Genomic DNA, 12578 nt, shown 5'->3' with positions numbered 1-12578 from the left:
CTATCGACCGAGCAGAGGCGGGCGTTAATCGGCGCAATGGCCCTCGGTGCCTTGTCCGCCGTGCTCGGGCCAGAGAGCGTCGCGATCATCTGTTCATATCCCAGTGACGCCGCCGCGCGGCACTGATTTTTTCAACCGCGGGCATATGCAATGCCCACCGACTATCCACGAGACTCCATCATGGCCGACTACAAAGCCCCCCTGCGCGACATGCGTTTCGTGCTCAATGAAGTGTTCGAAGTATCCAAGCTGTGGGCCCAGTTGCCGGCCCTGGCCGAGGTGGTGGACGAAGACACCGCCGCCGCCATCCTAGAAGAAGCCGGCAAGGTCACCGGTGGCGTGATTGCTCCGCTGAACCGTAGCGGCGACGAAGAAGGTTGCTCTTGGGAAGGCGGCGCGGTGAAGACCCCGGTCGGGTTTCAGGCGGCCTACCGCACCTACGCCGAAGGCGGCTGGGTGGGCGTGGGTGGTGACCCGGTATTCGGCGGCATGGGCATGCCCAAGGCGATCTCGGCTCAGGTCGAGGAGATGGTCAACTCGGCCAACCTGTCGTTCGGTCTGTATCCGATGCTGACCGCCGGTGCCTGCCTGTCGATCAATGCCCACGCCAGCGAAGAGCTGAAGGAAAAATACCTGCCGAACATGTATGCCGGCACCTGGGCCGGGTCCATGTGTCTGACCGAGCCCCAGGCCGGCACCGACTTAGGGATTATCCGCACCAAGGCCGAGCCCCAGGCCGATGGCAGCTTCAAGATCAGCGGTACCAAGATCTTTATCACCGGCGGTGAGCACGACCTGACTGGGAACATCATCCACCTGGTGCTGGCCAAGCTGCCGGACGCCCCGGCTGGCCCGAAAGGCATCTCGTTGTTCCTGGTGCCGAAGTTTATGGTGAGCGCCGATGGTTCCCTGGGTGAACGCAACGCGGTCTCCTGCGGCTCGATCGAGCACAAGATGGGCATCAAGGCTTCCGCCACCTGCGTGATGAACTTCGACGGCGCCACCGGCTGGATCGTCGAACAGCCCCCAAGGCTAGCAATGCAAAGAAATGTAGGATTCCGTCTGGCATAAGCACCTCAAGGTAATGGACGCGTAATGGTGTGCTTCTACGGACCTAGCCCCACGGTTTGATGGTGGGGCTTGGTGTGCACTTGGTGGGATTTACCCTTAACAGGCGTAGCTAAACTGGAAGTACCGGCCAGCCGGCAAAGGCATGCTCATCGTTCCAGCATAATCATCGCCAGTGTGCCCGCCGTTCGTAGTCTGATCGACGTAAACGTCTCCTAGCAGGAACCCATCATCTTGGGGTTCGCCAAGGGAATGATCGGCAATCAGGTAGCTATGTGTGTAACCGGATTCGGAAAGCGTGTCCTTAATCTGCTGAAAGGCATCAGGAGAAATCAGTGCCTGATCCTGATCGAGCACGACTTGATTTTTTGCATGCAGCTCGGCCATTTCCCGCGCAATGAAGGCATCGTAGCCAGCCATGATCGTCATGTATTTTTCTTCGTCCTGCTCGGTCATGCCTGTTTCCATGCTCGTCATTTCCTATCGTCGTGTCGCACAAAGCATAGTGTGCTGATTGCTTTGAATTGGGTGATGCTCACTGGCTAACTTTCTCGTGGGGAAAAATGGCATTTGAGACTGATAGTGCTCAATCTGCGCCTGTCGAGGGTGTACTCATACTCTCTCAAATAGATGCTGTGAGCTGATGGGCCGGCGATTATTGAATTTGCAGTTCCAGTAGTTTCCAAGATCACACCGCCTCTGCCTTCCGCGTTCAACCCACTGGCAAACATCTTGGCTACACTTTCTTTATCAGTCCAAGCAGTACCAATTCTTCCGAGTTCGAATCGATCTAAATTTTCTCCACGATAGAGGAGCAGCTCAGATCCGTTGTATCGAGGCAACCACTTCCAGAGCATGTCCATCAACAGGTCATCGTCATCAACAAGTGCTCGGATGTGATGGTGTCCGACATGCCATTGGGTATGAAACCGATCAACAAGTACAGAGTTTGTAGGCGCACAAGCGGCCAAATCCCTGATGAAAGCGCGCCACTCACTTCTATGTCTGGCGACATCGGGCCCGTTCAGAAGTGGCCCGTATTCATTGCCATTGAGAATGTGGCTTAAGAGGGGCGAGTAATCTGCTAGCCCAAGGTCAATCTCTGGCAAGTTTTTTCGCCATTTTAAAGCGCTCAAATCGATGTCAATGTACGAGGGGGCATTGTCAGCCTTCAGCAGCCTCTTCATCGCTTTTTCCTATGACTGAGACGGATATAGTTGACGGCAACGCGTGCTACTAGCCGGTCATTCTTGTTTCTTGTCACTCGCTGAATCCCGAACACGCCGGGCATCAGCCTCTATCTCTTTTTGGGTGGCGCCATACCGACCGGTGAACGGGTTTTGGGTAAGCCCCAAAAAATCGTGTACACGCTGCGCCATGCCACTCCGGTTGATGTAGAACGCCCAGAGCCAGTTGAATGACATCCCTATGATGATAAAAACCAAGGACAACAGCCGTGTAGGCCCACTTTCACCAAACACAAACGGCACAAGGCCGGCAAAAAGCATCCCCGCTCCGACTGGCCAGAGCAGAAATGCTGCATACAGACTTCGCCGCACCTTCATGACTGAACTTCCTGGATCAGATGGTCGGGATAGTTGAGGTGGAATTTCCAACGTCATAGACCACGACACTTGACTGCCCTAAAGCCTGATGGATGCGGGGCGTCTCCACCTCACCTCCATACCAATCAAGATCGACGATCACAGGAACAATTCCGGCTATCGAGGCCTTGAGGCGCTGCGCTTCACAGGTCCAGGTAGTAAATGGATTGGTATCTCCCTGCAAGGTGAAAATCTCGACCGCGACATCCAGATCGCTGCTTGGCTTATGCGCGCCACGAACTCGACTGCCGAAGAGATACGCCTTTCGAATTAGCGGCTAGGAGCTGGCCCATTTCGCGACGGCAGCAGCCATAGTCTCAATGTTCATGATCCTTTTCCTATAGGTTCGCGCCGCCGTCTCTGATCCACTGCATTGCGGTCGCATTGTGCTGGTGCAGCTTGGTAGCTGTTGTCTCGCTCATCGGGAGCCCACCGACACCGGGGTACGCTAGGTCTGTCAGCGCGGAAAGTCGGTCGACCTGGGCATGTACATCCGGCTTCTCCACTCCGTCTGTTTTCTGATGCTCGCTCTTGATAAGCCATCGGAGCTGTACCAGAGTTTCAACCGCGACGATCAAAGCCACCTCCCAGTTAGCAGGCATACCCGATGCATCACGCTTTTCATTTGTTTCCGTCATCCCAAAACCCATCTGCATTGACGCCGATGCAGCATCTTTCTACGTCCTCGGCCCCGCGTTTGACGGCGGGGCTTGTGGTGTACCTCGGCGTTTTCCGTGAATTCGTAAGGCTTTGATAAACCTTGTGATCTTGCTTTTTCCGGAACCGGATACTGCTCAGCTTTTTGCGGCAGTCATCGTCTCGTCCATCAACTGCTTCCATTGCTCGACGCTGAGCAGCCGTTGTTCAAGCAGCGCAGACAGATACCCGCGAACAAACTCCTCGGCTACCACGGCAATCACCGTATTTGGCAAGTTGCGCACCCGCTCGACCATCTGTTCGATCTGGCTACGCACCTGCGCGATCAGTTCGGGGTTATCTTGCTCAATCTGAATCAGTGGCATTGTCAGGTTTCCTGTCACTTGTGGAGCATGAAGCCGGACGCATCCGCCGCTTCAAGTTCCGCCGTTGGGATGCCTACGCGCATATACGCCGCCATATCGCCCATCTGCTCGACGATGGCGGCTTCGCTTGCTTCGTGCGCGGCGCTGATCTTGGCTTTCATTCTCAGGCACAAACCGCAATCGACGTGCGCCCAGTTGCTGGTGCCGTTGCTGGCTTCCCCGAGCCAGGTGCCGCATGGCGCCTGCTCGGCTTCATCGTCCTCAGGGTAAGGATCAAAGTGCGTGGCCATCGTCGTTTTCCCTTAATGGTGTGGTGCTGGGTGCAGACCTTCGTACGGCGGCTAGAAATCAGCTAGCTGCCCGACGGTTACTTTGCCGTTGCACGTTGTCGAGATCAGAGCGGCCACGAATTCATTTGGCTTAGAAACGAGTGATGAACGAACTACGTTGATCATTTTCGGAAACTGAGCTGGTTTGCCAGACGTTCTGAAGTAGTCTGAAGCCGCATCCATCCCGTGAGCCAGATGCTTCTTTGCATCGTCATATAGAGCGAAGCGTTCCGAAGCAGCAACACACGTCGCCTCCCTTGTCATTCGGTCCTGCGGGCTTGAGTCATGAGCCTTGTCCCCGCCACAGGCCGATATCAAAATAGTCGCAATGATAGGTAGTGAATGCCGTCCGTATGTCGTCATAGTTTTCCGTCAACTTTTCGGTGATTGATCTTTTGAGGCCGACAGGCGCTCGTCGCACCACAGATCTAGCCCGCCTGCACGGTGCACGGTCGATCCTTCCTCGATCCGCAACCAGTGTTCGCGTAACACGCGATAGCGCTCTGCATCACGGCGCAGCGAGTCCAGTTCGTTGTCTGCCGCCTCGAACAAGGCGGCGGGGCTGTTGGTGTTTGTCATCGATTTTTCCCCTACAAATCGAAGGCTGACACGATGCGGGCATCAACTTCGCAGTAGTCCTCAAATGACAGCGACTTACCGGCGTACAAACCTTGCAGGAACCCCCGCAGTCGAGGCGCGTCGGAATGGCTATTGGCAGCGTCTTCTTCGTAGGCCTCAAGCGTTTCGAGAGCAAGCGGCTGATCTTTGAGGCATCGCGATACCTGGGCGAATACAGCGCGCAACGCCGCAGCTTCAGCGGCACGCTTGGCTTGAGGCTTGACCAGCAACGTGAGCAAGTCCTCATACAATTTGCCACGCTCGATGTTCACCTGCTGCATTGCAGCCTGCTGCTCTGGTGTCGTTGGCTCAGATACGCGCTCACTCGCATCAGTGACGCCGGCCAACACATCAAGCGCGGAACCAACGGCAGTAATGCGCGGGAGCAACGATTGGATATCGATAACCACAGCCATTTGTTTTGCCCTCCTGGGCGGTGTCCTGCTCGATCCGGTGGCCGAAATTGGCCTGTTTCTACGTCCTCGGCCCCGGGTTTTGAGGCCGGGGCTTGAGGTGCAGCTGAGCGACTTTTCCGTACTACTTCGGTTGATCGTCAGTGGTCGTGTTTTCAACTGCCGGCATGTCGATCACTTCTTCAAAAACCATCACCCGCCCATGGTTTGGCAGGGTGGGTTGGATGGTCACTTTGGGCATGCCGGACGACGCTCGCACGCCTTTGGCAAGTGCCAGGGATTCGGGGCTGTTCATGCGCGCCCAATGGGCCTTCAACTGCTCTGCAAGCGATTTGTTGGCGGCGGATACATCACCGTTCTTCGACGCTACAAGAATTCCTTTGGCGGCGGTGGCCATGTCTTCTCTCTTGCGCTTTAGGAACGCGAAAATCGGCGGCCTTCTACGTCCACGGCCCCGCTCGTTACAGGGCAGGGCTTGAGGGTTTGACCGATTCTCAGGAGACGTGGTTATGTAATCAAGGTCGAATTCAGTGCTTGTCCGATGCCGATTATGAGCTTTGATTGACGGCCGTACTCCGCATCTAACGTTGGCATAGCCCAGCGATCTGGAAACTCATCGTCCTCATACTTGAATGCGGCGAATTTGAGTCCAGACGGGCCAGGTGTAGCTGTCAAATCGAGTGAAAATGGAATGTCGACGATGCTGCGATGCTTCGAGTGATTGTTGAGGGCCGTTAGGTAACGGAAGCCTTCATGATCTACAAGCTCGGTTAACTGCTTTTGGATAGGCCCTACCGACACCTTATTCATGACGTTCCAAATGCTGATCTGGCGTGGTTTGAGGTACAGGGCCGGATCTAAATTCATGCCGAGTGCAAAATACACTGCGTGAGCAAGGGTATCTGCGGTTGCATGCATGCTCTGAACGCAAGCGGTGATGTGGGCGGCAGCTTCGAATCTTGCCTGTTCGAAAGCGGCACTTGCCGTATCACTGCCAAGAATCAGCAGCATCATCTCTCCCGGCTCTGCATGTGCGGCGGTAGCGGCCTCCAGTAAACGTTTAGCCTCTTGATAGTGATACTTGGCAAATGCTCCCCGCTGAATAACTGAGTTGAGTGTGGGCGTGAGCGCTTCTTCCTGCTCAGGCCCGTACTGTTGTTGCACCGCATCTTTTAAAGCCGCCAAGTTCCATGTTGTCACGGTAAATTTCCTTGATTCGTAGCTGCATTGGCAAAACGTTCACTGACTGTCCCCTGCTAGCTTGATTGGGCAATGAACGCTTTCCGATGCAGCCCCGTGGGGCTGGTCGGATTTTCCTATCGTGCAGGACCTTGGCGTTCGGCCCGGCCGGAAAGTAGGTTTGCTCGCTTTGGCCGCACCTTGCTGGAAAAACCGCACAAGGACAGCAGAAAGTCGTGATTACTAAATAGGTGTTCCTTAACGATTCAGGAACACCTCTCCATGCATTATTTAAAAAATCTTGTAGCTACCCTGGGCATCATTTGGGCCGTGGTATTTAGTGCTTCCCAGTTCGCCGCCAATATGAGTACGGCCTTTCCGCCACCTCCAGCAACCACCCTCAGCGTTCCCCTCGCGGTACAAAGCTGTCCACGATAGTGGCCTGCTCAGACCTAATTAGTCATGCGCGTGCGTGGGTCAACAGGCGTAGTGGAATTTCAGGAACTTGCCCTTGGGCAGCGGAATCCAGATCCAGCCCGCGTAGTCGTCACCCGATATGCCGCCGTTGCTGTATTAGTCTATGTAGACGTATCGAAACGCAAAGCCCTTTTCGTCTTGCCGGCCGCCGCCATGGGTAGCCCGCACGGCGGGCTTGTGGGTGCAGCTGAGCGACCTTTCCCTCGTTTGGCCAGTGCGAGGCTCCGCCCGCCGAGGGTCCGAGGTCATCAAAGATCATAGTCTGGGTCTGATTCACCATCATCCTCATATGTGTCCGCCGCAACCGCTTTAGCTGTATCGGTACGTTGTGAGGTTAACGTTCCCGGTTCACCCGTATAAGGATTCACGTTACCTAGTGTGCTCCAGTTGTTGTCGAAATTCCCATCTGGAGCTGATCGGTAATGAGCTTGCACGTGGGTTCCGTCGCTGCGGGTATATGCCCTGACGTGAACATCCTTCGCATAAATTGGTTCCGCAAAAGTACTTAATGCTACTAAAACCAATCCAGCTATAAAGGAGTATTTATGAAGCATCAATTCCAATTCCTATGGTCAGTCGAGGCCGCGAAGGGGCAGCCCGAAATCATCACGCAGCACGCGCAATTGCTCTTTGTCCATCTCTTCCAAGTCTGAACAATTGGCATCGGTCAGGCCCTGGCGGCGCAGTAGTGCCGCAACGTCTTGTACCGCAACATCCTGGACCTGGACCTGGACAATGTACCGGGCCAGATCAGCAGCTGCGTACAGAATGCCTTGCTGCAACTGGGTGGGTTTACAAGGGCGTCGGGCTTCAAGCTGGTGGTCATGGTCGGCCTTTTGCTACTTACTTGCGCGGTGTGAGATGACCAGGAAAGCGAACCACAAGGCGATGCACGCGACGACTGTCATTACCCCTTGGCAAACGCCGGGATACGCGCTGTAGGCCGTACCTGCCCAGTGGTACATCGTTCTGAATGGGTCAATCAAATAATCCATGCTTCTTTTCCTCGTTGCCGGCGTTCGCCACGTTCTACATGCAAAAGGCGGTCGTTAAAGTCGTCAAGCGACAGGCTGCCGTCGTTCAGCTGTCCACCCCGAAGTCTCTCAACATCTTTCGCATTTTCCGCTTTGCCACTTCAAGCTTGGCAGTGTTGGCTTGAAGGTCGGAGGTAAACCACATCACGCCTGCTAGGAAGCTTCCGAACAGATCCTCGAACTTAATAACGGCATATTCCGTCGGGTTGTTCGCTGTGAGCTTCGCATCCCCGGCTACATAAACGAGCTTTCTTAGTGATGAGTTTGTCGTATGACCCGCCGCCTCGGCAGTGCCCATGTGCAAGATGCCGTTACGCGCAACCCATAGCTCCTCAGCGGTGCAGGGCAGAGGATTTTTTGACAGCATGTAATCGTTCACCCAGGCAGCGAAATCCTTAGGGCCATGCTTATCTGGTTCCACTGAAAGCCAGGACATCTGGTCTATTGCTGTGTAGGTCAGCATCACAGCAGCAAGGTTATGCCCACCGTTACGAAGGTGGGTGATGCTGTCCGCAAGGTTTGCCGCAAACTTGAAAACAGTGTGCTCGTTCATTTTTTTTCCTGATGGCTCCATAATTCCTTTAACACTCTATGATCTGGGCAAATGCCAAGGCAGCAAGATCGGAGTAGCCACGACATTTGGCAAGCCGGCAGAAAAAATTAATTTAAAAACAATCAGTTACAGAAAACCGCATTAATTTTCTCATCCAGCATAGCCCACTCCCAGCCGTCATTACGTTGCTTATTGGCCAGATTTATGGACTGCGGCGCACATTGAGACCGCAGAAAGCGCCTAGTAGAAACCCAATTTCGAATTCTATTTTAGCTACCCTCAAAAGTACCGTCTACAATTCTGTTGGAGAATGCTTTTATCTGGTTATCGTATTCGCTTTTTAAATCAATACGTTAACTGGCAACGGTATCATGGACTTAAAACCAAATTGTTACTTTGAGGTGGCACAATGAATGACAATGAGGAAATTTTAAAGTCGCATGATGTAATAGTCCCGAATTATATAAATAGCGTGCCTGGTGGATCGGTCGGAACATTCGTTATTCCAGTTCTTTGGATGAAGCTTCTTGAGGAGGGGGCTACTGCACTAATCTCCGCACTCGGTGAAAAGGTCGGGGCCGGATTAGGGGAGGCGATTCTCAACGCACTGCTAGGAAAGACTAGAGACGATACTGCTTTTCAAACCGAGGTCATTCAGCGCCTAGCGCGTATTGAAGGTAAGATAGATGAGCTCGTGATATTTATAAAAGCTGAGTTACCAGAGATATTGCGCGGTGTTGTTCGTGATGAGTTAATTGTTTCGGTTAACCACGCATTAGCGTCATCAAGAACTCAAATGAAAGGCGCTGTCGCACAACTTGATCCGCATAAATTGCCTACGGACAGAGAGGTGAAGTTGCTGGAAGATGCAGCAATCGCGGCAGGGCGTAATGGTCAGGATCTGTTAATGTATGATAACCCAGCAATCTACCTCGCCGGGGCTCACGCCCTCACAATCATGGTGGCAGGTTATTCGCGTGCGGCGCGTACTTACCGAGGCAGTATAAAAGGATTAGCAGCATGGGCCGAGGCTTACTCTCCGCTTGTCGCGCCGTGGATTGATCCGAACAATCCTGTCAGCCTAAAATCAATACTTACGCGTCTAGAAAACGAATTAAGAGCTGCACAACCCATCGTCGCTACCCTACCGATAACAATGCTCAACCTAGTGTTCTCACCTGTTTATGTCAGCAACCTGGACAAGCACGTGTCTTGGGGCGTATGGAATAAATTTTCGCTTAATCCAGCTGGCGAACTTATTGCAGAGTATAAGGGCTTGGTTGATCCATTGTGGATTGAACCTGCGCTGCCCATACCAACGGATATTTATGAGTTTACACGGCGCTTCCCTGTAACCATTGCACCTTGGTACATTCCAGAGATTTTCGGGGATGGTGGTAGGCAACTTACGCGTGATTATACTAATTACTACAATGACGCGTTCGCAATTGCTGATAAAGCATGCCGCACTTTGAAGACCCATCCGGCTCGGATTGAAGTATTAAAAAATGCAATTGTTAGCATTGAAAATATAGCGACCGCCTGCGAAAAATTCCGAGGCCTCGCTTAATTTCTCATACTCCGGTCTATGAATGGAGGCCCCTTGTGCGATTGTCCACGCGTCCGCGATTTCGATCACGGCGAAGTACAAGAACACGACTGTCAGCGCAATTCCTGCGCCATGGAAGGCGCCGGGATAAGCCGCATACAGCTCTTGAAATTTGGCCGTTTCGGCGAGTATGTCGATTGGCATCATTGGTGACGTTTTCCTCTGCTATTCAATCAACACTTGAATGCGGGCCAGCACGTCGTCCATCACCACCTCGGGGACCGACTCGACGCGCTTGGCTCCTCGGGCCTCAAGATCAACGGTGCGGATCTGATTGCACAGCACGACACCTTGCGTCTCAGTTCCTGAACCGCTCAGTGGCACAGCAAAACCGGCGTAGCGGGCAAAATCACCGCCTTGGGTGATAGGTGCAATCAGGACCAATCCTGAAACGTTGAAGGCCGCAGGGGAAATGATCAGCGCCGGACGAAAATCGCCTTGCTGCTCACGGCCAGCGGTGGGATTCAAGTTCAGACGCACAATGTCGCCACGGTTGAATTTGGTCCGCTTCACGCTTCACGTCCAACTGGTGACATGGCATTCCACGCCGCCATTTCGGCAGGCTCCGAGGCGGTCAAATCGCACTGCGCCATTAGATCGGCCAGCTTGTAATGTGGCTTGGCTTTCGCAGGTTTCAGCGTCATTGCCTCAGGCGTGAAATCGAGGTTCAGCACATACCCAACAGCCAAACTCATTTGCTTGAGCACGTCAGATGGCAAGCGAATCGCAGCGCTGTTGCCCCACTTTTGAATTTTGACTTCCATCATAAGCACCTCTCAATGTCGATACACTGTAGACACACGCTCAGAAATAATCAAGCGAGACGTTTAAACAATGTATCTACAATGCCAGCTCAAAGGCGTGTCGTAAAGTGTCCTGGCTTACCGTGACATACGGCTTGGAGTGGTCAAGCTCCGAATGCCCCAAAATCATCTGAACTGTTTCAACGTCACCAGTCGCGGCCAGTACCTTTGCCGCGAGTGAGCGCCGTCCGCTGTGCGATGAACCCTGCTTTATCCCCGCTTGTCGGTAAAGCCTGCTGATGGCCTGTTGCAGGGAATCACACGCCCTATTACCTCTGGCCCGCTATCCAACTGGCGGTGTTTGAATGCAAGTTCGAAGGCTTGCCCCTTGTGACTCAAAACCGGCTTCGAACCTGGGCGCATGCCTCGGTACTCATCGGCGCCGGTATAACCCCAACGGCGTGCCGTACGCACCTCAAACCAGCGCTCAAAGGCTTCAAGGCATTTCGGGTGCGTGAGGTAAATGTTCCGGGCACGACAGCCCTTCGTGATGGACGACGACAGATACACCTCTGGTCGCACCGCTCCGCTCGGATAAAGCACGTCAGAGATTTCGACCTGGGCCAGTTCGGTGACACGAATACCAGTCGTGTGCGTGACCCATAGCAGCATCACGTCACGCTCAGGATTTCGCCCGGTAACTGATGCAACGCGAATGAGGTGTTTGAATTGACCAAGGCGAAGGGATGTTGCGCGGCGAATATCGGTCATAGGGCTCTCTGTCAGGATTGAACGCGGATCGAGGTCGATCCTGAGAGAGTTGGTGGCAGGCCTCCAGCGAAGCCTAACACCAATGTTTTCGGCATGTTCACGGAAAATCGCTTACGCGACGGAGCCCAGCACCGATGGCAACGTAGCGGTTGACGAAATACTAGGCATAAAAAAACGGCTACCAGTCAAAGCTGATAGCCGTTTTTCTGAGGCCCCAGTTAGCTTCCCCTTTTAAAGCAAAACAACTCGAAAGTTGGTGGCTGTATCCGCTTAGCAGCCCTCGGTTAAGAGGCAAAGTAACTGGGTGCGCGCTGGCCACACAGCGAAAAGTAAATTTCGCATAGCTACTCTTGAGCGTCAACCGCCAGAGGTCACGGAAAATTCGCTGACCGTTGAACTGGGCTACGCCTGCGGCTTGGCAAGTTCCATGTCCTCACGGAGCGCTGCATAGAGGGCTTCCAAGATCACCAGCAGCTCCGGCTCGCTGTTGGCCAATTCCTTGTTGAGCTCACGTACCCGAGCTACTTCATAAGCGGTCGGGCTGCGGCTCTCGGCTAAAGCTTTCAAGCCAATGTCGGATCGCTCGCTGCGCAGCTGTGCGACTTCCGCCCGAAGGCTTTCCACCATGTGGATGTAGTGCAGTGTCATCACCCCAAGCGTGACCTGGAGCGATGGATAGTTGAAGGCGTCACTCATGATCCACTCCCACGAATCGCGAATATTGAAGGGCGGATTTCAAGTTTAGTGTTCCGTGGAGCCCTCGAAGGATTGCGAGCCCAACGGTCACGGAAAATACAATTAGCTGAAAACGAAAGACTAGCGCTCCATGAAAGAAAAACCCCGGCCAATTTAGATGGCCAGGGTGGGTGCAACGCTTAATGAAAGCTCACCACACAGCACGAACACTCGTCGGAGCTGCGTGCAGTGATGGCTAACCGGAAAAGACCACGGACGTCAGTCAGTCGTGGTTTGCCCTTGATCGAGACCAAGACCAGCAGTCGCGGCCTCATTGGTTCGAAACCAGTTCAACAGTAAGCGTCCGCCAAACACACCTTGTGTGATTAAACGGGCGCCCACCTGTGCGGCAACAGCTCGGTTATCTCACTCGCACGCTGCGTCGGCAGGCGTGTAAGAACATCCTTCAAGTAAGCATACGGA

At 53.7% G+C, this 12578-nt stretch carries 20 protein-coding genes and 1 pseudogene; 3 read left to right on the top strand and 18 right to left on the bottom strand.

The features are described from left to right. Window positions 1-180 precede the first annotated feature (180 nt). Window positions 181-1017 (top strand): annotated as a pseudogene (locus KGB28_RS24440) (acyl-CoA dehydrogenase family protein); the annotation flags it as partial. A gap of 150 nt (window positions 1018-1167) precedes the next feature. Here KGB28_RS24440 and KGB28_RS24435 read toward each other — a convergent pair. From KGB28_RS24435 to KGB28_RS24385, 11 genes are all read right to left on the bottom strand, one after another. Further along, a complete protein-coding gene (locus KGB28_RS24435) occupies window positions 1168-1524 on the bottom strand; it encodes a hypothetical protein (protein ID WP_223448228.1) in 357 nt (118 codons plus the stop codon). 86 nt (window positions 1525-1610) lie between these two features. Beyond that, window positions 1611-2255 carry a hypothetical protein gene (locus KGB28_RS24430; RefSeq protein WP_223448227.1) on the bottom strand — a complete coding sequence of 215 codons (645 nt, stop codon included), beginning with the start codon at window positions 2253-2255 and terminating at the stop codon, window positions 1611-1613. A gap of 57 nt (window positions 2256-2312) precedes the next feature. After that, window positions 2313-2633 carry a hypothetical protein gene (locus KGB28_RS24425; RefSeq protein ID WP_223448226.1) on the bottom strand — a complete coding sequence of 107 codons (321 nt, stop codon included), beginning with the start codon at window positions 2631-2633 and terminating at the stop codon, window positions 2313-2315. 16 nt (window positions 2634-2649) lie between these two features. Beyond that, window positions 2650-2943 (bottom strand): nucleotidyltransferase domain-containing protein, encoded by a 294-nt coding sequence (locus KGB28_RS31880; protein WP_223448243.1) that lies wholly within the window; start codon window positions 2941-2943, stop codon window positions 2650-2652. A gap of 523 nt (window positions 2944-3466) precedes the next feature. Further along, complete coding sequence (locus tag KGB28_RS24415; protein WP_223448225.1) at window positions 3467-3694, bottom strand: hypothetical protein; 228 nt, start codon at window positions 3692-3694, stop codon at window positions 3467-3469. Between the two features lie 14 nt (window positions 3695-3708). Next, window positions 3709-3984, bottom strand: coding sequence for a hypothetical protein (locus tag KGB28_RS24410; protein ID WP_223448224.1), 276 nt, complete (start codon window positions 3982-3984; stop codon window positions 3709-3711). Window positions 3985-4395: 411 nt separating this feature from the next. Beyond that, window positions 4396-4602 (bottom strand): hypothetical protein, encoded by a 207-nt coding sequence (locus KGB28_RS24405; protein WP_223448223.1) that lies wholly within the window; start codon window positions 4600-4602, stop codon window positions 4396-4398. Between the two features lie 11 nt (window positions 4603-4613). Continuing rightward, the gene (locus tag KGB28_RS24400; RefSeq protein ID WP_223448222.1) at window positions 4614-5057 is read right to left on the bottom strand and encodes a hypothetical protein; all 444 of its coding nucleotides are present in this window, start codon (window positions 5055-5057) and stop codon (window positions 4614-4616) included. Window positions 5058-5178: 121 nt separating this feature from the next. Then, on the bottom strand, window positions 5179-5451 hold the full coding sequence (locus tag KGB28_RS24395) for a hypothetical protein (protein WP_223448221.1): 273 nt from the start codon (window positions 5449-5451) through the stop codon (window positions 5179-5181). 110 nt (window positions 5452-5561) lie between these two features. Further along, on the bottom strand, window positions 5562-6254 hold the full coding sequence (locus tag KGB28_RS24390) for a hypothetical protein (RefSeq protein WP_223448220.1): 693 nt from the start codon (window positions 6252-6254) through the stop codon (window positions 5562-5564). Window positions 6255-6958: 704 nt separating this feature from the next. Next, complete coding sequence (locus KGB28_RS24385; RefSeq protein ID WP_223448219.1) at window positions 6959-7264, bottom strand: hypothetical protein; 306 nt, start codon at window positions 7262-7264, stop codon at window positions 6959-6961. A gap of 147 nt (window positions 7265-7411) precedes the next feature. Between KGB28_RS24385 and KGB28_RS24380 the strand changes: the two genes are divergently transcribed. Next, window positions 7412-7570, top strand: coding sequence for a hypothetical protein (locus tag KGB28_RS24380; protein ID WP_223448218.1), 159 nt, complete (start codon window positions 7412-7414; stop codon window positions 7568-7570). A gap of 220 nt (window positions 7571-7790) precedes the next feature. Here the strand turns inward: KGB28_RS24380 and KGB28_RS24375 are convergent, their stop codons facing one another. Continuing rightward, on the bottom strand, window positions 7791-8297 hold the full coding sequence (locus tag KGB28_RS24375) for a hypothetical protein (RefSeq protein WP_223448217.1): 507 nt from the start codon (window positions 8295-8297) through the stop codon (window positions 7791-7793). A gap of 409 nt (window positions 8298-8706) precedes the next feature. On the opposite strand from KGB28_RS24375, the gene KGB28_RS24370 reads away from it, so the two are divergent. Further along, a complete protein-coding gene (locus tag KGB28_RS24370) occupies window positions 8707-9867 on the top strand; it encodes a hypothetical protein (protein WP_223448216.1) in 1161 nt (386 codons plus the stop codon). A 204-nt stretch (window positions 9868-10071) separates the two neighbouring features. Here the strand turns inward: KGB28_RS24370 and KGB28_RS24365 are convergent, their stop codons facing one another. The 6 genes from KGB28_RS24365 to KGB28_RS24340 form a co-directional block, all read right to left on the bottom strand. Next, window positions 10072-10419: a type II toxin-antitoxin system ChpB family toxin gene (locus KGB28_RS24365; RefSeq protein ID WP_223448215.1), complete on the bottom strand. Its 348-nt coding sequence runs from the start codon at window positions 10417-10419 to the stop codon at window positions 10072-10074. Beyond that, window positions 10416-10670 carry an AbrB/MazE/SpoVT family DNA-binding domain-containing protein gene (locus KGB28_RS24360; RefSeq protein ID WP_317853317.1) on the bottom strand — a complete coding sequence of 85 codons (255 nt, stop codon included), beginning with the start codon at window positions 10668-10670 and terminating at the stop codon, window positions 10416-10418. Before KGB28_RS24360 ends, KGB28_RS24365 begins: the two co-directional genes overlap by 4 nt. Before the next feature lie 76 nt (window positions 10671-10746). Next, window positions 10747-10923, bottom strand: a complete 177-nt coding sequence (locus tag KGB28_RS24355; protein WP_317853316.1) for an integrase — start codon at window positions 10921-10923, stop codon at window positions 10747-10749. Further along, window positions 10920-11420: an integrase gene (locus KGB28_RS24350; RefSeq protein WP_223448213.1), complete on the bottom strand. Its 501-nt coding sequence runs from the start codon at window positions 11418-11420 to the stop codon at window positions 10920-10922. The genes KGB28_RS24355 and KGB28_RS24350 overlap by 4 nt, the downstream gene beginning before the upstream one ends. 402 nt (window positions 11421-11822) lie before the next feature. Next, window positions 11823-12116 carry a hypothetical protein gene (locus tag KGB28_RS24345; RefSeq protein WP_223448212.1) on the bottom strand — a complete coding sequence of 98 codons (294 nt, stop codon included), beginning with the start codon at window positions 12114-12116 and terminating at the stop codon, window positions 11823-11825. A gap of 365 nt (window positions 12117-12481) precedes the next feature. Beyond that, the coding region (locus KGB28_RS24340; RefSeq protein WP_150799222.1) for a transposase domain-containing protein at window positions 12482-12578 on the bottom strand (97 nt) is incomplete at its 5' end.

This window comes from Pseudomonas sp. BF-R-19 (genome assembly GCF_019956445.1).
In the GTDB taxonomy this organism is placed as follows: Bacteria; Pseudomonadota; Gammaproteobacteria; order Pseudomonadales; family Pseudomonadaceae; genus Aquipseudomonas; species Aquipseudomonas fluorescens_BH.
Note: the sequence above shows the minus strand (reverse complement) of the source record. Positions and strands in the feature narration are given on the sequence as shown.